The sequence below is a fragment of the Frankia nepalensis genome (genome assembly GCF_016786325.1).
GTDB lineage: Bacteria > Actinomycetota > Actinomycetes > Frankiales > Frankiaceae > Pseudofrankia > Pseudofrankia nepalensis.
Genome location: NZ_JADWYU010000205.1, coordinates 53785 through 78927 on the forward strand (window position 1 = coordinate 53785; position 25143 = coordinate 78927).

Annotated in this window: 22 protein-coding genes; 14 read left to right on the forward strand and 8 right to left on the reverse strand. The window is 70.4% G+C overall.

Annotation, left to right across the window (positions count from 1 at the left end):
- Positions 1–277: 277 nt before the first annotated feature.
- From I6A81_RS32745 to I6A81_RS32770, 6 genes are all read left to right on the forward strand, one after another.
- Positions 278–1558, forward strand: coding sequence for an ABC transporter substrate-binding protein (locus I6A81_RS32745; RefSeq protein ID WP_203001627.1), 1281 nt, complete (start codon positions 278–280; stop codon positions 1556–1558).
- 355 nt (positions 1559–1913) lie between these two features.
- Positions 1914–3197 carry an ABC transporter substrate-binding protein gene (locus I6A81_RS32750; RefSeq protein WP_203001625.1) on the forward strand — a complete coding sequence of 428 codons (1284 nt, stop codon included), beginning with the start codon at positions 1914–1916 and terminating at the stop codon, positions 3195–3197.
- Between the two features lie 347 nt (positions 3198–3544).
- On the forward strand, positions 3545–4126 hold the full coding sequence (locus tag I6A81_RS32755; protein ID WP_323132739.1) for a TetR/AcrR family transcriptional regulator: 582 nt from the start codon (positions 3545–3547) through the stop codon (positions 4124–4126).
- 187 nt (positions 4127–4313) lie between these two features.
- Entirely contained in the window at positions 4314–5777 is a 1464-nt protein-coding gene (locus I6A81_RS32760; protein WP_203001621.1) for an aldehyde dehydrogenase family protein, read from the forward strand.
- Positions 5778–5798: 21 nt separating this feature from the next.
- Positions 5799–6524, forward strand: coding sequence for an EthD domain-containing protein (locus I6A81_RS32765; RefSeq protein WP_307875079.1), 726 nt, complete (start codon positions 5799–5801; stop codon positions 6522–6524).
- 109 nt (positions 6525–6633) lie between these two features.
- Entirely contained in the window at positions 6634–7533 is a 900-nt protein-coding gene (locus I6A81_RS32770) for an LLM class flavin-dependent oxidoreductase (protein WP_203030770.1), read from the forward strand.
- A gap of 126 nt (positions 7534–7659) precedes the next feature.
- On the opposite strand, the gene I6A81_RS32775 is transcribed toward I6A81_RS32770, so the two are convergent.
- The 3 genes from I6A81_RS32775 to I6A81_RS32785 form a co-directional block, all read right to left on the reverse strand.
- Positions 7660–8853 carry a cytochrome P450 gene (locus I6A81_RS32775; protein WP_203001617.1) on the reverse strand — a complete coding sequence of 398 codons (1194 nt, stop codon included), beginning with the start codon at positions 8851–8853 and terminating at the stop codon, positions 7660–7662.
- 112 nt (positions 8854–8965) lie between these two features.
- Positions 8966–9760 carry an SDR family NAD(P)-dependent oxidoreductase gene (locus I6A81_RS32780; RefSeq protein WP_238438491.1) on the reverse strand — a complete coding sequence of 265 codons (795 nt, stop codon included), beginning with the start codon at positions 9758–9760 and terminating at the stop codon, positions 8966–8968.
- A gap of 340 nt (positions 9761–10100) precedes the next feature.
- The gene (locus I6A81_RS32785) at positions 10101–10268 is read right to left on the reverse strand and encodes a hypothetical protein (RefSeq protein ID WP_203001613.1); all 168 of its coding nucleotides are present in this window, start codon (positions 10266–10268) and stop codon (positions 10101–10103) included.
- Between the two features lie 469 nt (positions 10269–10737).
- On the opposite strand from I6A81_RS32785, the gene I6A81_RS32790 reads away from it, so the two are divergent.
- Positions 10738–12012: an ABC transporter substrate-binding protein gene (locus I6A81_RS32790; protein ID WP_203001611.1), complete on the forward strand. Its 1275-nt coding sequence runs from the start codon at positions 10738–10740 to the stop codon at positions 12010–12012.
- Between the two features lie 39 nt (positions 12013–12051).
- On the opposite strand, the gene I6A81_RS32795 is transcribed toward I6A81_RS32790, so the two are convergent.
- Positions 12052–12741, reverse strand: a complete 690-nt coding sequence (locus tag I6A81_RS32795) for a TetR/AcrR family transcriptional regulator (protein WP_203001609.1) — start codon at positions 12739–12741, stop codon at positions 12052–12054.
- 180 nt (positions 12742–12921) lie between these two features.
- On the opposite strand from I6A81_RS32795, the gene I6A81_RS32800 reads away from it, so the two are divergent.
- The 3 genes from I6A81_RS32800 (at position 12922) to I6A81_RS32810 (ending at position 16060) form a co-directional block, all read left to right on the forward strand.
- Positions 12922–13977 carry an acyl-CoA dehydrogenase family protein gene (locus tag I6A81_RS32800; protein ID WP_203001607.1) on the forward strand — a complete coding sequence of 352 codons (1056 nt, stop codon included), beginning with the start codon at positions 12922–12924 and terminating at the stop codon, positions 13975–13977.
- Positions 13961–15136 (forward strand): acyl-CoA dehydrogenase family protein, encoded by a 1176-nt coding sequence (locus I6A81_RS32805; RefSeq protein ID WP_203001605.1) that lies wholly within the window; start codon positions 13961–13963, stop codon positions 15134–15136. Before I6A81_RS32800 ends, I6A81_RS32805 begins: the two co-directional genes overlap by 17 nt.
- Before the next feature lie 126 nt (positions 15137–15262).
- The gene (locus I6A81_RS32810) at positions 15263–16060 is read left to right on the forward strand and encodes an enoyl-CoA hydratase (protein ID WP_238428591.1); all 798 of its coding nucleotides are present in this window, start codon (positions 15263–15265) and stop codon (positions 16058–16060) included.
- A 206-nt stretch (positions 16061–16266) separates the two neighbouring features.
- Here I6A81_RS32810 and I6A81_RS32815 read toward each other — a convergent pair whose 3' ends face one another.
- The 4 genes from I6A81_RS32815 to I6A81_RS32830 all read right to left on the reverse strand — a co-directional run bounded on the left by I6A81_RS32815 (position 16267) and on the right by I6A81_RS32830 (position 21038).
- Complete coding sequence (locus I6A81_RS32815) at positions 16267–17133, reverse strand: NAD(P)-dependent oxidoreductase (RefSeq protein WP_203001602.1); 867 nt, start codon at positions 17131–17133, stop codon at positions 16267–16269.
- A 2-nt stretch (positions 17134–17135) separates the two neighbouring features.
- On the reverse strand, positions 17136–17573 hold the full coding sequence (locus tag I6A81_RS32820) for a carboxymuconolactone decarboxylase family protein (protein ID WP_307875080.1): 438 nt from the start codon (positions 17571–17573) through the stop codon (positions 17136–17138).
- Between the two features lie 160 nt (positions 17574–17733).
- On the reverse strand, positions 17734–19224 hold the full coding sequence (locus I6A81_RS32825) for an aldehyde dehydrogenase family protein (RefSeq protein WP_203001600.1): 1491 nt from the start codon (positions 19222–19224) through the stop codon (positions 17734–17736).
- 509 nt (positions 19225–19733) lie between these two features.
- Positions 19734–21038, reverse strand: coding sequence for an amidohydrolase family protein (locus tag I6A81_RS32830; protein ID WP_203001598.1), 1305 nt, complete (start codon positions 21036–21038; stop codon positions 19734–19736).
- A 355-nt stretch (positions 21039–21393) separates the two neighbouring features.
- On the opposite strand from I6A81_RS32830, the gene I6A81_RS32835 reads away from it, so the two are divergent.
- The 4 genes from I6A81_RS32835 to I6A81_RS32850 are packed head-to-tail and all read left to right on the forward strand — an operon-like array spanning position 21394 to position 25070.
- Entirely contained in the window at positions 21394–22605 is a 1212-nt protein-coding gene (locus I6A81_RS32835) for a metal-dependent hydrolase family protein (protein WP_203001596.1), read from the forward strand.
- Positions 22606–22651: 46 nt separating this feature from the next.
- The gene (locus tag I6A81_RS32840) at positions 22652–23086 is read left to right on the forward strand and encodes a nuclear transport factor 2 family protein (protein ID WP_203001593.1); all 435 of its coding nucleotides are present in this window, start codon (positions 22652–22654) and stop codon (positions 23084–23086) included.
- Positions 23083–24258: an acyl-CoA dehydrogenase family protein gene (locus I6A81_RS32845; protein WP_203001591.1), complete on the forward strand. Its 1176-nt coding sequence runs from the start codon at positions 23083–23085 to the stop codon at positions 24256–24258. The genes I6A81_RS32840 and I6A81_RS32845 overlap by 4 nt, the downstream gene beginning before the upstream one ends.
- Positions 24259–24260: 2 nt before the next feature.
- Positions 24261–25070: an acyl-CoA dehydrogenase family protein gene (locus I6A81_RS32850; RefSeq protein WP_203001589.1), complete on the forward strand. Its 810-nt coding sequence runs from the start codon at positions 24261–24263 to the stop codon at positions 25068–25070.
- Positions 25071–25143: the final 73 nt, after the last annotated feature.

Consider the following 25143-nt stretch of genomic DNA (forward strand, 5'->3'; position numbering starts at 1 on the left):
CCTGACGACCGGTCCCGGAATGACCTTCCGAGACCAGACGGTGTCTGTTGAGAGGGGCTCCGATATTTGTCGGAGCCCCTCTTTTGCATGGCATAGAGACCTCACTAGTATCCGCCTCGAAACGGAAACCAGCTCGAGACCCGCCGCCAAGCCGATACGCTCCGCGCCAGATCCCCTCCTTGACGCCGAGTCACCACGTTATCGACGCACACTCTCCCGGCGCGGAGGATGTTACCCCCGAGGAACATCCCCGCGACCACGACCAAGGAGCCGCGCCATGTCGTTACCCGTCCAGAAGCGATTAGTGCGCGGCGCCGCGCTGGCCGCCAGCGCGAGCACCCTCGCCATGGGCCTCGCGGCCTGTGGCCAGGCCGGCTCGGGCACGGCCGGCGGGGTGTCCTGCGACGCCTCCGCGCCCGGCGTCACCGACCAGGAGATCAAGCTCGGGCTCACCTGGAACGACACCGGCGATGGCGCGGCGAGCCTCGCGGCCTTCCGGGGCGGGATCGACGCCCGGCTGGAGCTCGCCAACACGAACGGCGAAATCTTCGGACGCAAGATCACTTATGCGTGGCGGGACGACAAGGCCGACCAGGCGCTCAACGCCCAGGTCACCAGGGAGCTGGTCGAGGACGAAGGGGTCTTCGGCATGATGACGGCACCCGGGGGCGCCGGCGGCTCGATCGAATGGCTGGCCGAGCAGAACGTCCCGGTCACCGGCATGGGCAGCGACCCGCTCTGGCAAAACCGCGGCAACATGTTCTCCTTCTACTACCTCGGCGAGGGCTCGAACACTGCCTGGGGCAAGCTCATCCGCGAACTGAGCGGCACGCGGGCGGCCGTGTTCGCGATCTCGGGAAGCAAGTCCAACTCCGACTTCAGCCGCCAGCTCGCCGCGAGCCTGCTGGAATCCGGCGTCGAGATCGTCAAGACCTACCAGGTCGCCGAGGCAGTCACCAATTTCGAGGCCATCGCCCAACAGATCAAGGCAAACGACATCGACACCCTCGCCGGCGTCGTCCTCCCGAACATCGCCATCGAGCTCCTACCGGCGCTGCGTGCCCGAGGTGTCCAGCTCAAGGCCGTCGTGATGCCGCTCGGCTACGACGACAGCCTTCTCCACGAGAACGGGGCGAGTCTCGCGAACGCGGTCATCATCAGCCAGATCAAGCCCTGGCAGGCCAACACCCCGGAACAGCACACCTTCCTCGAGATGATGAACACGTACTCCCCGCAGATCCAGCCGGCGACCACCGACATGGCCGTCGACGGCTACGTGACCGCGGACCTGTTCGTCGAGGGCCTCAAACTCGCCGGCGAGTGCCCGACCCGCGAGTCGTTCATCTCGGCGCTGCGCGCCGTCACCGACTACCCGGGCGCCGGACTCATCCCGAAGGATGTCGACCTGAGCACGAACTACAAGGAGCCCAACTCCTGCTACAGCATCGTCCAGGTCACCCCCGACGGCACGGCGTTCGCCCCGCTGTTCGACGCCAAGCCGCTGTGCGGCGACCTGATCACGACGGACCGGATGAACCAGTTGCTCGGCACCGCGTAGCCGGGCGCGGGAGCATCACCGTCGCACGATCGTGGCGGCCACCGGCCGCGGCCGCGACTGGCCCGCGCTGGTTCGCGTGCCATGCGCCGTCGGCGACTGGCGCGCGGAATGGCTTCCAAGGCCGCGCAGAACGCGTCGAGAGGGGCTCCCGAAATTTGTCGGGAGCCCCTCTTTTGATGTCACATAGAGGGTTCACTAGTATCTGCCTCGATAGGAAGAGCCAGCGGAGAGCAACCCAAGCCGATGCATGCCGGCCCTTCTTCGGCGCCAGGCCATGACGTTGTCGGCGCATGCTCTCCCGACGCGCGGGATGCACCCCGGAGCATCCCAGCGATCATGACCAAGGAGTCTTGTCATGTCGTTACCCGTCCAGAAGCGATTAGTGCGCGGCGCCGCGCTGGCCGCGAGCGCGAGCACCCTCGCCATGGGCCTCGCCGCCTGCGGCCAGGCCGGCTCGGGCACGGCCGGCGGAGTATCTTGCGACGCCTCCGCGCCCGGCGTCACCGAGAAGGAGATCAAGCTCGGGCTCACCTGGAGTGACACCGGCGACGGCGCGGCCAGCCTCGCCGCCTTCCGCGGCGGGATCGACGCCCGGCTCGGTCTCGCCAACGAGGAGGAGGGCGGGATCTTCGGCCGCAAGATCACCTATGCCTGGCGAGACGACCAGGCCGACCAGCAGGTCAATGCCCGGGTCGCCCGGGAGCTGGTCGACGACGAGGGGGTCTTCGGCATGATGATGGCCCCCGGGGGTTCCGGTGGCTCGATCGAGTGGCTGGCCGAGCAGAACGTCCCGGTCACCGGCATGGGCAGCGACCCGGGCTGGGAAAACCGCGGCAACATGTTCTCCTTCTACTATCTCGGCGAGGGCGCCAATACCGCCTGGGGCAAGCTCATCCGCGAACTGGGCGGCACGCGGGCCGCGGTGATCGCGATCTCGGGAAGCAAGTCCAACTCCGACTTCAACCGCCAGCTCGCCGCGAGCCTGCTGGAATCCGGCGTCGAGATCGTCAAGACGTACAACATCGCCGAGGCGATCACCAATTACGAGGCCATCGCCGACCAGATCAAGGCGAACCGCATCGACACCCTCACCGGAACTTTCCTGCCGGCCATGGCCGTCAACCTCCTTCCGGCGCTGCGCGAGCGGGGCATCGAGCTCAAGGCCCCCGTGCTGCCGCTCGGCTACGACGACAAACTTCTCCATAACGACGGCGCGAGCCTGCGGAACGCGGTCATCGTCAACCAGATCAAGCCATGGCAGGCCAACACCCCGGAGCAGCGGGCCTTCCTCGAGGCGATGAACGCATACGCTCCGCAGATCCAGCCGGCCACGACGGACATAGGCGTCGACGGCTACGTCGCCGCGGACCTGTTCCTCAAGGGCCTGGAGCTTGCCGGCGAGTGCCCGACCCGGGAGTCCTTCATCGCGGCGCTGCGCGCCGTGACGACGTACGACGGCGGGGGCCTCATCCCACGGCCGGTCGACCTGACCACGAACTACAAGGAGCCCAACTCCTGCTACAGCATCGTCCGGGTCACCCCCGACGGCACGGCGTTCGCCCCGCTGTTCGACGCCAAGCCGCTGTGCGGTGACCCGATCACACCCGAACGCATGAACCAGTTGCTCGGCACCGCGTAGTCCAGTAGCCGAATAGCCTGGTAGCCGACCCAGGGGGGTCGCCCGTCACGCCGTGTCGCGCTGGGCGGCCCCCCGACACGGAACCGCCCGCCATATCGACCGCCGGCGGGCGCGCGGTCCTCATCGAGCGACGGCCACGGCTCACCCGGACGAGATGCCGGAATATTCGGGCCGGCCGGCCGGGGAGCAGGATCAGGCCTTTTCGCGGCGCAATTAATAGGGTCGGGACGGCAATACTTCTCCACGGCACGCCCGTCACCGCGGCGAGACGCCTGGGCTGGTGAAGACGGTTGCCGTGTTAGACTCGCGCCGTGTCCGTTGGCAGAGTTTCCGACCGCGAGCCGGCGGTGCCGCATCCCACCCCTCAAGGGCTCAGGACGCGTCAACGAATAATCGAGGCCGGAGCCGACCTACTCCACGGTTTTCCGATCTGGAACTGGAGCGCGCTGACCGTGCCCGCGGTCGCCGCGCGCGCCGGCGTCGCGGAGCGAACCGTGTACCGCCATTTCCAGTCGGAACGTGGCCTGCGCGACGCGGTCATGGTGCACCTCGAGCACGAGGCCAACGTAACAATGGACGGCCTGCGGCTCGAGAACGTGGCCGAGGTCGCCAGTCGCATCCTCGAGCATTCCTCGCGGTTCCCGCTGGTCCCACGGACGCAACGAGACCCGACGGTGGCCGCGACCAACGCGAAGCAGCGCCACGCGCTCCTCGCCGCGGTGGAACCGCACACGGGATCCTGGTCCAGAGACGACCGCACCGTCGCGGCGGCGATCCTCGACCTGCTGTGGAGCGTCGTCGGCTACGAACGCCTCGTCTCCGACTGGAACCTCGAACCCCAGGACGCGATCCGCGGAACAGCCTGGGCGATCCGCCTGATCGAGGAAGCCATTCGATCGGACCGTCCCCCGGCTCACCCAGGACGCTAGGAACGGCAAGCGGGACGCCACCCGCCGGCCGGACGGAAGTCCGTGACCGCCGGCATCCCCCACCGGCCCGTCGACGAGCCGATCCCCGACGGCCCTCCGAACCGCCCGTTGACCGCGCCGCCACCCGAGTGTCAGAGTTCTCTGACACTCGGCCTTATGATCACTTCGACCCTTCGGAGGAGGTGTCATGGCGGACTCCGGGTACGACAGGACACGGCCTGAGGTGCACCTGAGAATCGGGGCCGAGCGACTGGCCGCCGGATCGGGAGGAACGTTCGAGCACGTGGATCCGTGCACGGGCGACGTCGACGCCGTCATCCCCCTCGCCGGGCCCACGGAGATAGACCGAAGCGTCCGGCTGGCGCACGAGGCGTTCCTGACATGGCGGGACGTACGCCCGGCGGAACGGCGGCGGCTGCTGTCACGGCTGGCCGACCTCATCGAGAAGAACGCCGACGAGTTCGTCCGCCGCGCCGTTCTCGACAACGGCATGCCCGTGACCTCGGCGGCCGGCCTGGCCGCCGGCGCGGTGGAGTGGACCCGGTACTACGCCGGATTCGCCGACAAGATCTCCGGCCGGGTCGCCTCCTCCTTCGGACCGGACGGCGAGTTCGGCTACACGCTCGCCCAGCCCTACGGCGTGATCGGCGCGATCATCACCTGGAACGGCCCGCTGACCTCGTTGTCGATGAAGGTGCCACCGGCGCTGGCCGCGGGAAACACCGTGGTCGTCAAACCGTCGGAGCTCACGCCGTTCGCCGCCGACCTGTTCGCCGACCTGGTGGCCGAGGCGGGCCTGCCACCGGGAACCGTGAGCGTACTGCCGGGCACCGGCGCGGCCGGCGCCGCGCTCGTCGAGCACCCGCTCGTGCAGAAGATCTCGTTCACCGGTGGCCCGGTGACCGCGAAGGCGATCCTGCGAGCGTGCGCCGAGCAGATGAAGCCAGCGCTGCTCGAGCTCGGTGGCAAATCCGCGAACCTCATCTTCGAGGACGCCGACCTGGACGTAGCCCTCACCTGGGGCGCGCTGCGCGTCCTCGGAACCGTCAGCGGGCAGGGCTGCGCCTTCCCCACCCGCATGCTCGTGCAGGAGTCCGTCTACGAAGAGGCGGTCGACCGGGTCGCGCGCATCGTCAAGGGGATCCGGGTCGGCGACCCGTGGGACACCGACACCGACATCGGCCCGGTCGTGAGCCAGGCCGCGGTCGACCGCATCCTCGGCATGATCGAACGGGCGAGGCAGGACGGCGCCCGGCTCGTCGCGGGCGGCGGACGGGCGCCCGGCCCGCTGTCCGGCGGCTACTACCTCGAGCCGACCGTCTTCGCCGACGTCGGTCCGCACACCGAGCTCGGCCAGGTCGAGGTCTTCGGGCCCGTGTTGTCGATGATGCCCTTCTCCACCGAGGAGGAGGCGATCGAGATCGCCAACTGCACCAGGTACGGCCTGTCGTCCTACGTCCAGACCAGGGACGTCCGCCGGGCGCACCGGGTCGCCGAGCGCCTGACAGCCGGCGCGACGATGATCAACGGCGCGCCGAACCTGATGGTGAACCGCCCGTTCGGCGGCCAGGGGTACAGCGGCTATGGGAAGGAAGGCGGGCCGGACGGCCTCGCCGAGTTCCAGCGGACCAAGACGATCGCGATGGTCTGACCCACGGAAGAATGACCGTCGGTGGTCATCTACGACACCTCGAGGATTCCCGCCATGATCAAGAATATCTACTTGGTGGAACACACCGCGGAATCCGCCCGCCAGGTGACCGCACGGCGCGCCGCGGCGACGGCGGCGCTCTCGGCTCCGCCAGACGTCCGCCCAGTACGCGTGGCGGTCTGCGCCGCGCTGCCCGACGTGCTGCCCGTTCCTCGGTTCGAGGCCGTCGTCCTCGAGTGGTTCGTGGACGACGCTCACCAGGCACGGTTCGCGTCATGGCTGGCCTCGCCCGAAGGCGCCGCGGCCGGCGAGGGGCTCAGGGCGACGGCGATGGCGACGGCGGAAGCCGGCCAGCTCGTCGTCGCCAGGGAGCACCCGATGCGAGGCGCGGACTGGCTGGAGCGGCGGTGGCGCGAAGGCGGCACCGCCGTGAAGCACATGGCGATCGCGCGGCGCGCCGCCGGCCTGAGCCGCGACGAGTTCTCCGAGCTGTGGCGGAACCGGGCGGGCAAGGTCGGAGCCACCCCCATCCCCGCCGAGGCGCGCGGGAACGCCTATGTCCAGAACCATCCGCTGCCGACCGACGGCCATGACTGGCCCTTCGACGCCGTGAACGAGGTCTATTTCGACGATCTCGAGGGCCTGCGCGCGCGCATCGCGTGGTTCGCCGAGAACTTCGACGGCGTCGGCGAGGACGATCTGGTCGCGGAATCGTGGTTCGTCGCCGTCCGCGAGGAGATCCTGTGACCCGCGGTGCCCCGCCGCGTTTTCCGCGGCGCTTTCCAGGCGTCCTTTCTCGTCCGTCCGTCCCCGGGCCGGGGCGCCCGTGACCGGCGGCCCGCCGGCGGTCGGTCTCATGCTCGCCACGGTGGCCAATCCCGACACAGGGGCGGTCGATCCAACGAGAGTGATCGAAAGCGCGCGGCGGGCGGAAGAGACGGGTTACGACGGCGTCTATGTCGGCGACCATCTGCTGCACCCGCACTCGATGCTGGAGTCCGTGGTCACGCTGGCGGCCGTGGCGGCGTCGACCCGCCGCGTCTCCCTGGGGCCGTGCGTGCTGCTGTTCGCCCTGCGCCACCCGCTCGTGCTGGCCAAGCAACTCGGCACGCTCGCCGCGTTCGCGCCGGGGCGGCTGCGCGTCGGCGTCGGCGTCGGCGGGGAGTACCCGGCGGAGTTCGACGCCGCCGGTGTCCCGCTGGCACACCGCGGTCGACGCATGGAATCTGTGCTCCGTGAGGTGCGATCCCTGCTGGGAGGCGGTCCGGAGCTCGCCGACGTGGCGATCGAGCCCAAGGCACCCGATGTCTCGTTTCTGTTGGCCGGTTGGAAGGAGGCGTCGCTGCGGCGCGCCGCGACCTACGGCGACGGATGGATCGGCTACCTGCTCGCGCCGGAAAGCTTCGCCCGGCGCCGCGCCTTCCTGCTTCAGTGCCGGGCCGAACTAGGACGCGCGGACGAGGGGTTCGGCACCGGCATGTTGCTGCCCGTCCATGTTCATCGGCAGGGCCACGGCCAGGTGAGCGCGGCCGCGGCCTGGGCACGGCTCACCGGCTCCACCGGAGGGTTTCCGGACCGTCTGTTTGTCACGGGTGACCCGGACGACGTCGTCGGACGTCTCCGCCGCTATTGGGAGGCAGGCTGTTCCGAGTTCATACTCGCGCCCGCCGACCAGGGCCGTGGCTACCTGGAGCAGGTCGACATACTCGCGCGTGAGGTGCTCCCCCGGCTGAGGGAGTTTCCCGTCGCCTCGTGAGCTCCGCGGGAGGCACCGACGCCTGGCCTGCTCCGTCTGGCCTCCTCTTCGAGGCGCCGCGTGATCGGCCCGTCGACCGCGCGCGGGCCCGGCGCTGACATCGGGCCCGCGTCGGATGGCGCGCCGTCACAAGGTGACCGGCAGCCTGGCGAACCCTCGGACCGTGAGATGGGGCCGGAACTCCGGCTCCTCGGCCGCGGAAAGCGAAAGATTCGGGAAGCGGTTGAAGATGCGGCTCACCGCGAGCCTGGCCTCCATCCGCGCCAGTGCGGCCCCGAGACACAGGTGGTGGCCCAGCCCGAAGCCCATGTGCCGGTTCACGCGACGCCGGATGTCGAACGTCTCGGCGTCCGCGAACTCCTCCGGATCTCGGTTCGCGGCGGCGAGCAGCGGCACCACCGCGTCGCCCTCGCGAAACTCCGCTCCGCCCACCCGCGCAGCGGCGGTGATCGTCCGTGGCCGCATCATGTGGACCGGAGGGTCGAAGCGCAGGACCTCCTCGATGGCGGTCCGGATGTGCGCGGGTTCCGCGGTCAGCAGGGCCAGTTGATCGGGGTGGCGCAGCAGCTGGTAGATGGCGTTCGTGATGAGGTTGGTCGTCGACTCGAAGCCGGCCAGCAGCAGCAGTCCGGTATTGCTCAGCAGCTCCTCCTCGCTGGCGAGCCGTCCGTCCTCGGCTGCCTCGATCAGCCGGCTCATCAGGTCATCTCCGGGGTGATCACGCCGAATCGCCACTAACGTGGCGATATAGTCGCGTAACCGCTGATTAGCGGCGTTACGTTCGTCAATCGGCACGTCCGGGTCGACCGACCGGGTCACGGCATGGCCGATGGCGACGAACTGGTGGCGCTCCTCCGGTGGCACCGCGAGCAGATCACAGATGACCAGTATCGGCAGCATCACCGCGAAGTCCGACACCAGATCAATCGCCGGGCCGTCCAGGTCGTCGAGGAGTTGATCGACATATCCGGCGATCATCGGCTCGCTCGCCTCGACGCTGCGCACCGAGAAGGCCCGGGTGAGCAGGTTGCGCAGCCTGGCGTGATCGGGCGGATCCAGCTCGAGTATCGTCCGGCTCTTGCGGGCCTGGGTGAGCTGACGCTCGCGCACGTCCGGATCACGGGATAAGGAGTTCTGAAAGGCCCTGGTCGTGAGGGTGTCGTAGCTCAGGGCCGGGTCGCGGAACAGCGCGTGGCAGTCCTCGTATCGCGACAGGTAGTAGACCCCTTCGGCCGAGCGCCATACCGGAGACTCCTCGCGCATCCGCCGGTACGTCGGATAGGGGTCACGTCGCAGCTCGGCGTCCGTCGGGTCGAACAACGCCTCGGTGTCCTTGCTCATCGCGTGTCCTCCTGTGGAGAGCGGGCGATCGGCGGCCTGCCCGACGACCGTTCAACCGGCGGTCCAGCCGCTCAACCGGCGGTCCAACCGTTCAGCCGGCGGTCCAGCCGCCATCCACCACGAGATAGGAGCCGGTCATGTAGGAAGCATCGTCGGAGGCCAGAAACGCGGCGACCGAGGCCACCTCGTCCGGGTGGCCCGCGCGGTTCAGGGCCGACTTCGAGGCCGCACGCCGGACGGCCTCGGGGAATTCCCGCTCGCCCATGAGGGTCATCCCGGTCGGGTAGATGAACCCAGGGCAGATGGCGTTAACCCGGATGTTTGCTGTGCCCCACTCGCGAGCCGCTGTTCGGGTCATCGACAGGATTCCGGCCTTCGAAGCGCCGTAGACGGCCGTGTGTGGCGACGACACGAGGCCTCCCACCGAGGACCAGTTGATGATCGAACCGCCGCCGCTCGCCACCATTGCGGGGATCGCGTACTTCATGCCAAGGAATGCGCTCTTGAGGTTGATCGACATCAGCTTCTCGTAGTCGAGCTCGTCGATGTCCGGAATGGCTGCCTGCGCGATTCCGGCGACGCCCACGACATTGCACAGGACGTCGAGCCGACCGAACGTCCTGGTGGCGACCGCGACGAGTGCCTCGACGTCCGCGGCGTTGGTGACGTCAGCGCGTACCGGAGTGATCGAGTCCGGAAGCTCCGCCGCGGTCTCGTTCTCGGCGCCGCTCAGATCCGCGGCGAGGACGTTGGCACCCTCACGGGCGAGGCGAAGCGCGGTGGAGCGTCCCTGCCCGATCCCAGCACCGGTGACGATGGCGACCTTGCCGGTCAGACGTGCCATGTCCTCCCCTTCCTCGAAGCGCTCGCTCCCGCCAGCGCGCATGAGTACCAGGCGCCGCCTGGCCGCCAGCCGAGGGCGGCCAACCTGCCCGCGCACGGCAGGGAACTGGACCAGCCAGGCGCGCCCTGGTCGAGAATGGCGAGAACGCGGCGCCCGCGCACGGCGGCGCGGCCCGGCGCCATTGGCCCCGATCCCGCCGACGGGCGCGAGAATCCCGCCGCTCGTCGGCCCGGCGCGAGCCAGCACGATCCTCCTGGGCAGCATCCGGCCGGGGCGCAAGAAGCGCGCCCGCCGCGCCGACAGCGCATGTTGTCAGAGCCTGCTGACAACATGTCAGTGCACTCTGACAGCGGACTCGGGGTCCGTCAACCGATGAAATCCGTCAACCGATGAAGGCGGCCGCCGGGGCGGAAAGGTCGGAGCGCTGGCCGCCAGGTCGCCCACCCGCCGACCGCGACGCGGGCGCCCGCGCCGCGGCGGGCACCGTCACGGCGGGCACCGTCACGGCGGACGTCGTCACGGCGGACATCGTCACGGCGGACATCGTCACGGGAGCACCGTCGGCCAGTCGGCGAGCGCGGGCCGGACGGTGACGACCAGCCGATCGGGACGATCGCGGCCCGGGCGGGGAGTGAACCGTCCTCAGGACACACCGGATTTCGACTCGGTAAGCAAAACAAGCAGCGGGCGAGCTGGCGCTCCCATGTCCGTCATTGGCGAGACGTCAAATCAGTGGCCGGTGGTCCCGGCGCCGCCGGCGCCGAGCCTTCTCCTCAGCAAGTGATGCCGCCGATAGCTCGCCCGATGCGACCCGACAAAGCCCTATTAGTGTCAGATCGATACGAATCCTACTAGTATCCGCCTCGACCCGGAAGCCAGTGGAAGAGCCGCCCCGAGCCGATACGCGCCGCGCCCAGCCCCCTCCTTGACGCCAAACCACCAGGTCACCGGCATTTTGCCCTCCCGGCGCGCACGGGATGCCTTGAGCATCCCCATGATCACGACAAAGGAGCCGTGCCATGTGGTTGCTCCAGAAACGATTAGTGCGCGGCGCCGCGATGACCGCCAGCGTCGGCACCCTCGTCATGGGCCTCGGCGCCTGCGGCCAGGGGGACTCCGACACGACTGGCGGGGTGTCCTGCGAGAGCTATGCGCCCGGCATCACCGACAAGGAGATCAAGCTCGGGCTGACCTGGAGTGACACCGGCGACGGCGCGGCCAGTTTCACGGCCTTCCGCGGCGGGATCGACGCCCGGCTGGGGCTCGCCAACGCGAACGGTGAGCTCTTCCGCGAGGTCACCTATGCCTGGCGGGACGACCAGGCCGATCCGGACCTCAATCTCCGGGTCACCAAGGAGTTGGTCGAGGCCGAAGGAGTCTTCGGTGTGATGAAGGCGGGCGGGGGCGGGGCTGGCTCCATCCCCTGGCTGGCCGAGAAGAACATCCCGGTCACCGGGATAGGTAGCGACGCGGCCTGGCAGAACCGCGCCAACATGTTCTCGTTCTACAACCTCGGCGAGGGCTCGAGCACCGCCTGGGGAAAGATCATCCGCGAACGGGGCGGCACGCGGGCGGCCGTGCTCGCGATCTCGGGAAGCAAGTCCAACTCCGACTTCAGCCGCCAGTACGCGGCGAGCCTGCTGGAGTCCGGCGTCGAGATCGTCAAGACCTACCAGTTCGCCGAAGCAGTCACCAACTTCGAGGCCATCGCCGACCAGATCAAGGAGAACAACATCGACACTCTCGCCGGTGTGGTCCTCCCGGACGTCGCCATCGAGCTCCTGCCGGCGCTGCGCGCCCGAGGCGTCGAACTCAAGGCGGCCGTGCTGCCACTCGGCTACGACGACAAGCTCCTCCAGGAGGACGGCGAGAGCCTGGCGAACGCGATCATCGTCAGCCAGATCAAGCCCTGGCAGGCCAACACCCCGGAACAGCGGGCCTTCCTGGACAGGATGAACCTCTACTCCCCGCAGATCCAGCCGGCGACCTCGGACATCGCCGTCGACGGCTACATCGCCGCGGACCTGTTCGTCGAGGGCCTCAAGCTCGCCGGCGAGTGCCCGACCCGCGAGTCGTTCATCTCCGCGCTGCGCGCCGTCACGAGGTACCACGGCGCCGGGCTCATCCCGACCGACGTCGACCTGAGCACGAACTACAAGGAGCCGAGCGCCTGCTACAGCGTCGTCCAGGTCAACCCTGAGGGCACGGCCTTCACGCCTTTGTTCGACTCCGAGCCGCTGTGCGGCGACCTGATCACGACGGACCGGATGGACGAACTGCTCGGCACCACCTAGCCAGACCGTCGCCAGCCAGACCTTGCCGCCGGGGGGCCGTCACGCCACGTCGCGCAGGGCGAACCCCCCGGCACAGAACTCCCAGACCTCGTCGGCGGTCAGTGGGTGCGCGCTCTCGCCCTCTCCCGCGACCGCGGTCGACTGGGCGAGGAACATCACCGACTGCATGACCATCGCGGCCGCGCGCCGCGGCCGCAGGGCCGACCGCAACTGGCCGGCGGCGTCAGCGCGCGCCATCATCTCGGCGAACACGGCGAGCATCGGCTCGTGCGCCGAGCGCACCTCCGTCGGATAGGACATCAACAGCTGGGTGGCGAAGTCCGTGAACAGCGGATGCTGCGTGGAGGGGTCCGGCAACGACGTCTCGAACAGCATCCGCACGGCGACCCTTAGACCCACCAGGGGGTCCGGCTCGGCGGAGGCGGCGGCGCGGATCTCGTCGGCGGAGCGGCGCAGCGCGTTCTCGAACAGCGCCAGCAGGAGCTCGTGCTTGCCACCGAAGTGCTGGTAGAAGCTGCGCAGCGACTGCCGGGACCGGTCGACGACCTCCTGTACGGTGAAGTCGGTCGACCCCTTCTCGAGGATGATCTCCTGCGCGGCCTCGAGGAACTGCTGGACCTTGCGCTCGGCCCGCAGCCGGGCGGCCTTGGTGGAGCGCTCGACGGCACGCTGCTTCCACGCGGGCTCTTCACTCAGCGTGCTCACGGCATGCTCCTGCTCCTGCGCCATGGGTAGAACGTACTCCCGGTGTACATGCAGTCACGTGCGCTTCCCGCTCCCATCCATGGCGCCAAGGGTGAGACTAATGCTTCCATCTTGGGAGAATGGTATTCTCCCACGAGTCCGAGCGGAATGCCGGTAGGAGGGCCTTCGTGGCTGGAAAATCACCGACCGTCACCGGGAGCCGGCATGCTCTTTGAGTTCGACGACGACCAGCAGCTGCTGCGCCAGACCGTCCGCGACGTGCTCTCCAAGGAGTGCCCGCCCGCGCTGGTCCGGTCGGTCGCCGACGAGGGCACGGACCCCGCGCCGCTGTGGCGGACCTACGCCGGCCTCGGCTGGACCGAGCTCACCGAGACCACCGAGGCCGTCGAGCTCGGGATCCTGCTCGAGGAGCTCGGGCGGGCGACCGACCCGACGCCGCTGCTCGCCACCCTGACCTGGTTCGCCCCACTCGCCCCCGGGGTCGCCTCCGCCGAGCAGACCGGCACCGCCGTCTTCGACGGCGTGAGCGCCCACCGGGAGCCGCTCGGCGACGGCTGGATCCTCGACGGCACCGGCCGGCACGTCCTCGACGGCGACCGCGCCGACTGGTTCGCCGTGGTCACCGACGCCGGCGTGTTCACCGTCCCCGCGGGAGAGGCGACCGTCACCCGCGAGGACGTCTTCGACCCGCTGCTGCACGTCGCCGACGTCAGCTTCTGGCAGGTGCGGGTCTCCGGGGAGAGCCGGGCCGACGTCGACGTGGCGCTCGCCCGCGACGTCGCGCTCACCGGTCTCGCGCTGACCATGGTCGGCGCCTGCAAGCGGGTCCTCGAGCTCACGATCGACCACGTGCGCACCCGCGAGCAGTTCGGCGTCCCGATCGGCTCGTTCCAGGCCGTCAAGCACAAGGCCGTCGACATGCACGTGGCGATCGAGCGCGCGGCGGCGCTGGCCTACTTCGCGGCGCTGTCCATCGCCGAGCAGGACCCGCGCCGCTCCACGGCCGCCGCGATGGCCAAGGCCGCCGCCGGCGAGTGCACGACCGTCGTGTTCGAGAGCGGCTTCCAGCTCTTCGGCGGCATGGGCTTCACCTGGGAGAACGACCTGCAGTTCGCGCTGAAGCGCGCGCTGTCCGGCGAACTGCTGCTCGGCGGCGCCGATGTGCACCGGGCCCGGGTCGCCGCCGCGCTGCTCGACGCCCCCGCGGCCACCACGGTCGCCGCCACCGCTTCGGAGGAGCCTCATGCGGCTGCGGTTTGACGACGACGTCGAGGCGTTCCGCGCCGAGTTCGTGTCCTTCCTCGACGCGAACCTGCCGACCGTGGAGGAGGCCGCCGAGCGGCCCACCTCGACCGCGCAGATGCCCGAGTGGACCCGGCGCTGGCAGCGGCTGCTGTTCGACAACGGCTGGCTGCTGCCGGGCAACCCGCCCGAGTACGGCGGGCGCGACGCGACGCTGCTGCAGCAGTTCGTCCATCTGGAGGAACTGGGCCGCCGCCGCATCTACCACAGCTTCAACCCGCAGGGGCTCGGGATCATCGCGGCCTCGCTGCTGACCTTCGGAACCGACGAGCAGAAGAAGCGCTGGGCGGTCCCGATCCTGCGCGCCGAGATCACCGCCGCGCTCGGCATGAGCGAGCCGGGCGCGGGCTCGGACCTGGCTGGCCTGCGCACCCGGGCCGTGCTCGACGGCGACCACTTCGTGGTCAACGGCCAGAAGATCTGGACGTCCGGCGCGCACGACGCCGACATCATCCTGACGTTCGTGCGCACCGACCCGGACGCGCCCAAGCACAAGGGCATCAGCGTCCTGGTGATCCCGACCGACACCGCCGGCATCACCCGCCGGCCGTTCGGGTCGATCGTCGGGCGGGACGACCTGGACTTCAACGAGGTCTTCTTCGACGACGTCCGGGTCCCGGCGGCCAACCTCATCGGCGAGCTGAACAAGGGCTGGCACGTCGCGAACGGCTCACTCGGGCACGAGCGCACCATGCTCTGGCTCAGCTTCGCCGAACGGCTCGACGAGATGGTGGAGGACTTCCGCCCGGCGACGGCGCTCGACCGCGACCGCTACGCCACGCTCGCGATGGATGCCCAGGCGCTGCGACTCCTCGGCTCCGCCGCGCTGTCACGCGCCGCGCGGGGCGAGGAGGACGTGGCCTCGATCTCGGTGCTCAAGCTGTTCGGCTCCGAAGCGGTGCGGACCGCCGCCCGGCACGCGCTGCTCGCGCAGGGCGCCGACGGCCTTCCCCGCCACGGGGTCACCCGGCCCTTCGAGCACATGAACCTCGACTGGTTCTTCGCCAGCTGGTTCGAGCGGTACGCGCGCAGCTTCTCAGGCACCATCGCTGGCGGGACGTCGGAGATCCAGCGCACGATTATCGCCGAGCGGGTGCTCGGGCTGCCCCGCGGCTGACCCCCCGGGTGGCCGGCTGGTGTGGTACGCCGGTGTGGCGCCTCTGGAGAGCACCGGACCGGCACGCCGCGCCAGCCCACACGCGTAACCGCTCAGGCCCGCGGGCCCCGGCCAATGGGAGTTGACTTGTACATCCTGTATGACGTCGCGGACAACATCGCGACGATTACGCTGAACCGTCCCGAGGCCGCGAACGCGCAGAACGGCGCGCTGCTGGAGGAGCTCAACGACGCCTGGATCAAGGCGGCCGAAGACCCGGACGTGAAGGTCATCATCCTGCGCGGCGAGGGCAAGCACTTCTCCGCCGGCCACGACCTGAAGCCGGACCCCTCCACTCCGGCGCCCGAGAAGGTCACGCTCGAGCTCATCTACCAGATCGAGGCCCGGCGCTACCTGGAGTTCTCGCTGCGCTGGCGGAACATCCCGAAGCCGTCGATCGCCGCGGTCCAGGGCCGCTGCATCGCCGGCGCGCTGCTGCTGTGCTGGCCATGTGACCTGATCATCGCGGCGGACGACGCGAAGTTCTCCGACCCGGTCGTCGCGATGGGCATCGGCGGCGTCGAGTACCACGGCCACACCTGGGAACTCGGCGCGCGCAAGGCCAAGGAGATCCTGTTCACCGGCCGGGCGATCACCGCCGAGGAGGCGGAGAAGGTCGGCATGGTGAACAAGGTCGTGCCCCGGGCCGACCTGGACTCCGAGACCCGGGCGCTGGCCGCCCAGATCGCCAAGATGCCGTCGTTCGGGCTGCGCCAGGCCAAGCGCGCCGTCAACCAGACGCTCGACGTCCAGGGCTTCTACGCGGCGATCCAGTCGGTCTTCGACGTCCACTCGACCGGCCACGGCAACGCCCTGAGCGTCAGCGGCTTCCCGATCCTGGTCAACCTCGACCAGATGAAGGAAACCGTCAAGACCGTCAACTGACGGTTCTGACCAGTCAGGCCTCTCACCACGAGGGCGGCCAGGCCGCGGGTGACCCCGCGGCCCGGCCGCCCTTTGGCGCTGCCGCGGGTCGCGCGCCGGCGGCCCAAGATCAATCAGACGCCGCGCGTCGTCGCTGACGCGCACGGTCTGACTGACCTTGAGCTTGGCTTCCGGCTGGTCGAGGTCGCCCGGCCGGGCGGCGGATGTCAGGCGGAGCCCTCGACGAAGGGGTAGATGCGGGTGAAGTCGGCGTTCGGCTCGGCCGCCGCGAACCTCTGCCAGATCTCCTCGGTGACCGCGCCGACGGTGTCGGGGGTGGCCGCGTCGCGCACCTCGGCCAGGTAGAGCCGGACGTCCTTGGCCATCAGGGTGTTGGCGAAGCCGGAGCCGTAGCGGCCGGTCAGGACGTCGTTGACGAACTTGTCCTCGGTGGCGGCGCTGCGGCCGCTGGAGCCGTTGAGCACCTCGATCATCGTCCCCATGTCGAGGCCGGCCCGGACGCCGAACGCGACCGCCTCGCTCGTCGCCGCGAGCGCCGTGGCGGACAGGAAGTTGTTCGCCAGCTTGAGCGCCTGGCCAAGACCCGGCCGGTCACCGACGCGGCGGATCCTGTCCGACAGGCCGGCGAGCACCAGCTCCACCGCCTCGACCGCGTCGTCGGTGCCCGCGTACATGACCGCGAGCCTGCGGGCACGCGCGCCCGCGACCCCGCCGGAGACCGGCGCGTCGACGTAGCCGATGCCGGCGGCGGCCAGCAACTCGGTGATCCGGCGCGCGGCGGTGACCCCGATCGTCGAGGTGTCGATGATGTGCGTGACCCGCCCGGCGGCGTTCACGACGTCGGTAGCCACCTTCTCGGAGACGTTGCCGTCCGGAAGGCTGAACACCACGATGTCGGCCGACCGGGCCAGCTCGGCGACGTCGGCGGCGAACCGGGAGCCGTATGGCGCCCGGTCCGGCCCGGCGACGTCGAAGACGACCACCTCGAAGCCGTGGGCGACCAGGTTGCCCGCCAGGGCGGCGCCCATGTTGCCCAGGCCGACGAAGCCAACCACCGGCGCGGTCTCAGCCATCGTCAGGCCTCCTTCGGCGTGGAGCCGCCCGCCGCGCCGCCCGCGGTGTCGCCCGCCACCGTGGCCTCGGCCGCGCGGGCGGCGCGGACCTCCCGCAGCGCCCGCTTGGCCGAGATGGCGGCCGGGGCACCACAGTAGGCGGCGACCTGGAAGAGCAACTCGTCGATCTCGGCGTCGCTGACGCCGGTGCGCGCCTGGGAGCTCGCGTGCAGCTTGAACTCCTCCATCCGGCCCAGCGCGGCCGTCATCGCCAGGACCAGCAGGCTGCGGTCCCGGGTGGACAGCGGGCCGCCGCGGGTCCAGACGCCCCAGGCCTGGCGGGTGATGTGGTCCTGGAACTCCCGCGCGACCGGGTCGGTCTCGGCCTTCTGCCCGTCGACGTAGGCATCGCCCAGCATCGCCCGGCGCAGCGCGTACGCGGCATCCAGCGCGTCGTCCACGGTCGTGCTCCTTTGACTATCGAGAAGGCGGCGGCAGGCTGACCGGTGACGCGCACCGGCCGGCCCTGGCCGCGTGGCGGTGTCGTCCCCGGACACCCGCGGGCCGCGGACGCGCGACCTGGCCGCTGGTCGCGGTCCCGGTCGCGCCGATCGACCTGGGCTAGGGCGTGCCCTGGCCCAGGGAGAGGCTGATGGTCTTGGTCTGGGCGTAGTCGTGCAGGGCCTCGAGGCCCTTCTCGCGGCCGTGGCCGCTGTCCTTGTAGCCGCCGAACGGCGTGTCGTTGGTGAGCGGGCCGCCGTTGACGGCGACCTGCCCGGCCTGGATCCGCTCGGCCACCCGCAGGCCGCGGGCGACGTCGCCGCTCCACACGGTGGCGACCAGGCCGTACTCGGTGTCGTTGGCCACGGCCACCGCCTCCGCCTCGCCGGAGAACCGCCGGGTCACCAGGACCGGGCCGAAGACCTCCTCGCGGGCGAGCGGGTGCGTGACCGGGACGTCCGCGTAGACCGTCGGGCGGACGTACTGCCCGGCGGCGCCCGGCCCGTCGGCGTAGCCGGAGCCGCCGGTCAGCGGCGTCAGCCCGTCCCGCTCGGCGTCGGCGAACGCGGCCAGCACCTTGTGGAACTGGGCCTCGGTGATGATCGGCCCGAAGTCGGCGCCCGGCTGGAGCTTCTCGAGCCGCGCGACGACGCGCGCGACGACCTCGTCGTGCGCCGCGTCCTCGACGACGAGCCGGGTGGTCGCCGAGCACACCTGGCCGGAGTTCGTCTGGATCGCCAGCGCCGCCGCCGCCGCGGCCCGCTCGAGGTCGGCGTCGGCGAACACGACGACCGGCGACTTGCCCCCGAGCTCGAGGGTCACCGGGATCAGCCGGTCTCCGGCGACCTTCGCCAGGTGACGCCCGGTGGCGACGGAACCCGTGAACGCCAGCTTGCGGACCAGCGGATGCGCCGCCAGAGGTGTGCCCACCGCTGGCCCGGTGCCGGTGACGACGTTGAGCAGGCCGTCCGGCAGCCCCGCCTGGGTGGCGAGCCTGGCCAGCAGCACGGTCGACGGCGAGGTGAACTCGCTCGGCTTCGCGACGATCGCGTTGCCGACGGCCAGCGCCGGGGCGAGCGCCCGCGAGGCCTGGTTGAGCGGCAGGTTCCACGGCGTGATCGCGCCGATGACGCCGTAGGGCTCGAGCCGGGTGTATGTGTGCGCCCCCGCGCCGAGGTCGATCGTGCGGCCGCCGTGGGCGCGCACCACGCCGGCGTAGAAGCGGAAGTAGTCGATCGACAGGCGGATCTCGACGTCCAGCTGGCCGGCGGTCTTGCCGGTGGACGCCCACTCGAGCGCGGCGAGTTCGTCGGTGGCGGCGGCCATCGCGTCGGCCACCGCGTGCAGCGCGTCGGAGCGCTCGCGCGCCGGCCGCGCGGCCCACGAAGGCCAGGCCGCCTCGGCCGCGGCGACGGCCAGTTCGACGTCCGCGGCGGTGCCCGCGGCGATCTCGTCGCCGGCCTCGCGGGTCGCCGGGTTGCGGGTGGCGAAGTAGCTACCCGCCCCCGGCGCATGGGACCGCCCGTTGATCCAGTGCTCGTGCCGGCGCGGCCCGCCCGCGGTGCCGGCCGGCCTCGCGCCGGCCGCCGCGGCGGCATCGGTGACGGTCACCCTGCCTACCTTCCCTTCCACCCCAGCGCATGGCGTTCGGCGAACGCGCGGGCGCCTTCCGAGCGTCGTCGCTCCCGAACACCGCGTCGATCTCCGCCGGACCGGCCCGGCGCCGCTCACGCCTCATCTTCTTCGTGATCGCGCCGCCGAGTGGGCCGTTGGCGGCTATACGGCTCGCCAACGCCCGCGCCTCGACAGGGATTTCCCCGCCAGGCCGCGGCCCGCCGCCCCGCTGTGAGCAAGCTCAACCAACGTGCGTCGGAAGCCCACCACCCCCGCGGCCGTCGGCGGGATCCGAGCGTCGAACGACGGGATGCGCCCGTCATCGGCGCCCAGTGGCCGGACGAGGCAATCGGGCTGGTGCCCCCCCCCCCAAGGTTCGCCCTGTATCGACGCCGGACATGATCGCCGTTTCTGCCCTCCGGGGGTCGTGAACAGGGCCTCATCACAACCCCGTCGGGGCACTATCGGCGATCATGCGAAGCGGGCGGACGTCGGCGGTCACGGGGCTAGCGGTTCGGGGTCGCGTTGCTGAGGGCGGCGCGGGCGCGCAGGCGGAACTGCTCGAGCTTGTCCTGTGGCTGGATGACCTGGTGGCTGCGCGGCCTGATGCTGATGTCGTGGCCCTCGGCCGCCCGGCGCAGCGCGCCGACGGTCGCGTCCTGCTTCGCGACGTGCGCGAAGGGGTCGAACGAGTACCAGCGCATCGCGTTCTCGTAGGTGATCTTGTTGATCTCGTCGTCCGGGACGTTCCACTTCGAGAAGTCCGCCCACAGCTCCTCGGGGGCGTTGGGCCACGCCGAGTCGCTGTGCGGGTAGTCGCATTCCCAGGTGATGTTGTCGATGCCGATCTCGTGTCGCAACCCGACGCCAAGTGAGTCGGTGATGAAGCAGGTCAGGAAGTGCTCGCGGAAGACGTCCGAGGGCTTCTTGCCCCCGAAGTTCTGCATGGTCCAGGTGGCGTGCGTGTCGAACGTCTTGTCGGCCCGCTCCAGGAAGTACGGGATCCAGCCCGTGCCGCCCTCGGACAGCGCGATCTTGATGTCCGGGAAGTCCTTGAGGACGCGGGACCACAGCAGGTCGGCCGCGGCCGAGACGATGTTCATCGGCTGCAGCGTGATCATGACGTCGGGCGGCGAGTCGACCGCCGGCACCGTGATTCGCCCGGACGAGCCGATGTGGATCGACAGCACCGTGTTCGTGTCGCACAGCGCCGTCCACAGCGGGTTCCAGAACTCGTCGTGGAAGCTCGGCATGCCCATCACGGCCGGGTTCTCGCTGAAGGTCAGCGAGTGGACGCCGCGCGCCGCGTTGCGGCGCACCTCGGCGGCGCACAGTTCGGCGTCCCAGATCACCGGAATCGTCATCGGGATGAACCGGCCCGGGTAGGCGCCGCACCAGTCCTCGACATGCCAGTCGTTGTAGGCACGGACCAGCGCGAGGGAGAAGTCGACGTCCTCGGTGACGAACAGCCGGCCGGCGAAGCCGGGGAACGAGGGGAAGTTCATCTGCGCCAGCAGGCCGCCGGCGTTCATGTCCTTGATCCGCTCGTGCACGTCGTAGCAGCCCGGGCGGATCTCGTCGAGGCCCTGCGGCTCGAGGCCGTACTCCTCCTTGGGCCGCCCCGCGATCGCGTTGAGCGCCGAGTTCGGGATCACGGTGTCCCGGAACTTCCAGACGTCGGTGCCGTCCTCGCGGTGCACCAGGCGGGGCGCGTCGGCGTCGTACTTCGCCGGCAGCCGGCCGACGAACATGTCCGGCGGCTCGATGACGTGGTCGTCGACACTGATCAAGATCATGTCGTCAAGATTCATGACGGTCCCCTCCGGTCCCGGCGCGGGCGCGGCGCCCGCCGCGTAGCGGCTGGCCGCGTCCCACCCGGCCGCGGGCCACCCGGCCGCGGGCCGGTCGGGCGCCGCCGGTCACATAGCCCCCTCTTTGAAAACTAGCTTCTCGCCAAGGGAGAATCAACCGCGCGACCGGGACGGAAGCCCGGTCCGGCGGCATCCCGAGGGCCATCCGCGCAGGTCAGCGACCCTAACCCACCAGGGCCGTTTGACGCCGCCGCCCGGCGCGTGAGAATCTTCCACTCAACTCTGAGAACGAGGTTCTCCACTGGTTGCGACGAGGATCGTGACCAGACGTCACCGCCGACCAGGAGGACGCGGGATGCTGACGCTCAAGGCCGCCGGGCTGCTCGACGTGGATACGGGCGAGATCATCCGACCCGGGATCCTGAAGATCGACGGCGAGTACATCGTCGGCCTGGGCGGCACGCCCGAAGGCGAGGTCCTCGACCTCGGCGACCTGATCCTCATGCCCGGCATGATGGACATGGAACTCAACCTCGTCATGGGCGGCCCCGGCGAGAACCAGTTCACCGGCCAGATGCGCGACGACCCGCCCCTGCGCATGATGCGCGCCACCCAGAACGCGCGGCGCACCCTGCGCGCCGGCTTCACCACCGTGCGCAACCTCGGCCTGTTCTGCAAGACCGGCGGCTACCTGCTCGACGTCGCCCTCATGAAGGCCATCGACGCCGGCTGGATCGACGGCCCGCGCATCGTCCCCGCCGGCCACGCCATCACCCCGACCGGCGGCCACCTCGACCCGACGATGTTCGGCTCGTTCGCCCCGCACGTCCTGCAGCTCACCGTCGAGGAAGGCCTCGCCAACGGCGTCGACGAGGTCCTCAAGGCCGTCCGCCACCAGATCAAGCACGGCGCCCAGGTCATCAAGATGTGCGGCTCCGGCGGCACCATGACGCTGACCGGCCCCGCCGGCGCCAAGCACTACTCCGACGCCGAGGTCCTCGCGATCACCGACGAGGCCCACCGGCGCGGCCTGCGGGTCGCCGCGCACACCCACGGCTCCGAGGCCGTCACCCAGATGGTCGAGTGCGGCGTCGACTGCATCGAACACGCCTTCATGATCGACGACGACACCATCAACCTGATGGTCAAGCGCGGCACCTACCTGGTCGCCACCCAGGCGCTGATCGACGGCATGGAGGTCCTCAAGTCCTCCGACCCGCGGATCCAGGCGAAGGCCGCCCGCGACTGGCCGAAGGCCAAGCAGTCGATCCGCAACGCCATCGAGGCCGGCGTGAAGATCGCCGTCGGCTCGGACGCGCCCGCCATCCCGCACGGCAAGAACGGCAACGAGCTGGTCACCCTCGTCGAGCGCGGCATGACCCCGCTGCAGGCCATCCAGGCCGCCACCACCGTCGGCGCCGACCTCATCGACGTCACCGACCGCGGCCGCCTCGCCGAGGGCCTGCTCGCCGACGTCATCGCCGTCCGCGACAACCCCCTCGACGACATTCGGGTGCTCACGCGGGTCCCGTTCGTTATGAAGGGCGGTAAGCAGTTTGTCTACTGAGCCCGCGACCACCGCCCAGCCCGCGTCCAGCGCACCGGAGAGCAACGTGGCGAAGCCGAACCGGATCGAGGATCTGGTCGAGATCCAGCAGACCCTGGCCCGCTACGCGGTGACCATCACCCAGGGCGACATCGAGGGCCTGCTGAAGGTCTTCACCCCCGACGGCACCTACACCGCCTTCGGGGACACCTTCGCGCTCAAGGACTTCCCGACGCTGGTCGCCGCCGCGCCCAGTGGCCTGTTCCTCACCGGCACGCCCGCCATCGACTTCGCCGACGACGGGATCAACGCGACCGGCACCCAGCCGCTGTGCTTCATCGAGCACGCCAGCCACGACATGCGCATCGGCTACTACCGGGACACCTACCTGCGCACCGACGAGGGCTGGCGGCTGCGGACCAGGGCCATGACGTTCATCCGCCGCAGCGGCGTCCACGACTCGGGCATCCCGCACGTCATCGAGCGGCTGAACAACGCGTGACCGTCACCGACCTGGTCCCCGCGGGCTTCACGCCGCCGGTGGACGCCGAGACGGTCACCGTCGAGGAGTTCCGGGCCGCGGTGGCCGCCTGGCTCGACGAGCACGCCGCCGAGCTGGCCAAGCCGGCCGACCACTCGCTCGACGCCGAGGTCGACCAGCTCGGCAAGGTCCGCCGGGCGCTGTTCGACGCCGGCTGGATGCGCTACGGCTGGCCGGTCGAGGCCGGTGGCCTCGGCGGGCCGGACGTGCTGCGCGCGGTGCTCGGCGAGCAGGTCGCCGAGCGCGACCTGACCGACGCGACCAACTACTCGCTCATCGAGGTCCTCGCGCCGACGATGATCTCGTACGCGGCGCCGGAGCTCGCGGCCGAGATGCTGCCGCGGCTGCTGTCCGGGCGCGAGCAGTGGTGCCAGGGCTTCTCCGAGCCCGGCTCCGGCAGCGACCTCGCGTCGCTGACCACCCGCGCCGTCCAGCGCGAGGACGGCGCCTGGGTGATCAACGGCCAGAAGGTGTGGACGAGCCTCGCCCAGTACGCGCGGCGCTGCGTCCTGCTCACCCGCACCTCGCCCGGCCACAGCGGCATCACCGCGTTCTTCGTCGACATGGACACCCCCGGCATCACCGTCCGCCCGCTGCGCACCATGCACGGCGTCGACGAGTTCGCCGAGGTGTTCTTCGACGACGTGGTCGTGCCGAACGAGCGGATGCTCGGCAAGCTGGGCGACGGCTGGAGCCTCGCGATGGACCTGCTTCCATACGAGCGGTCCACCTGCTTCTGGCACCGGATCACCTACCTGTTCACCCGGCTGGACATGCTGGTCGCCGAGGCGTCGGCGCAGGAGACCGAGCCCGAGCCGACGACCGACGCCGCGCTCGGCGCCGCGTACCTGGCGCTGCACACCATCCGCTGCCGCTCGCGCAACACCCAGCGGCGCCTCGCGGCCGGCGCGCACCTCGGCCCGGAGACATCCGTCGACAAGATCCTGCTGGCGACGGCCGACCAGCGGCTGTTCGACACCGCGCGCGAGGTGCTCCCCGGCGCCATCGAGCTCACCGACGCGCACTGGCGCACCGAGTACCTGTACTCGCGGGCCGCGACCATCTACGGCGGCACCGCCGAGATCCAGCGCAACATCGTCGCCCGTCGCCTCCTCGACCTGGGCAAGGAGTAGCCGTGGACGTCGGAGAACGGGAGCTGCTCGCCGAGGCGCTGCGCGGCACCATGACCGAGACGCCGGCCGGCGCCGCGCTGGACGCGGCGCTGGGCGAGCTCGGCTGGGAGGACCTGCTCGCCGAGGAGCCGGACGTCGCCGTCCCGCTCGTCTTCTCGCTGCTCGGCGAGACCGGCGCGCACGCCCCGCTGCTCAACGACGTCGTCCTCGCCGCCGCCGGGACGCCCGTCGGCGGGACCGTCGCGCTGCCGTACGCCGGTGGCCGGACGGTCGTCTGGGATCGCAAGGACCCGGGCGGCGAGGGCGTCATCCTCGACGACCCGCTGCCGCTGCGGGTCGTCACGGGCGAGGACACGTCCGTCGCCGGTGACCCGGCGGCGCTCGCCGCCGGGCGCCGCGCGCTCGGCTGGTGGCTCGTCGGCACCGGCCGGGCGATGCTGGGCCTCGCCCGCACCCACGCCCTGGACCGGGCCCAGTTCGGCAAGCCGATCGCGGGCTTCCAGGCCGTGCGGCACCGGCTCGCGGAGACCCACGTCGCCCTGGAGGGCGCCGAGGCCACGCTGACCGTCGCCGAGGACGAGCTCGGCTCGCTGCTCGCCAAGGCCGCGGCGGGCCAGGCCGCGCTCGACGCCGCCCGGCACTGCCAGCAGGTCCTCGGCGGCATCGGCTTCACCGCCGAGCACGCCCTGCACCACCACATCCGCCGGGCTCTGACCCTCGACGGCCTGCTCGGCAGCACCCGCGAGCTCACCCGGGCCGCGGGCGCCCACCTCCGCGCCCACCAGTCCGCCCCGAGGCTGGCGCAGCTCTAGGGCGTGTATCTGGTTGCGATCTTTTCGTGATCGATTTTCGTGGTGGTTCCTGGTCCGGTAGAGCCCCGTGTAT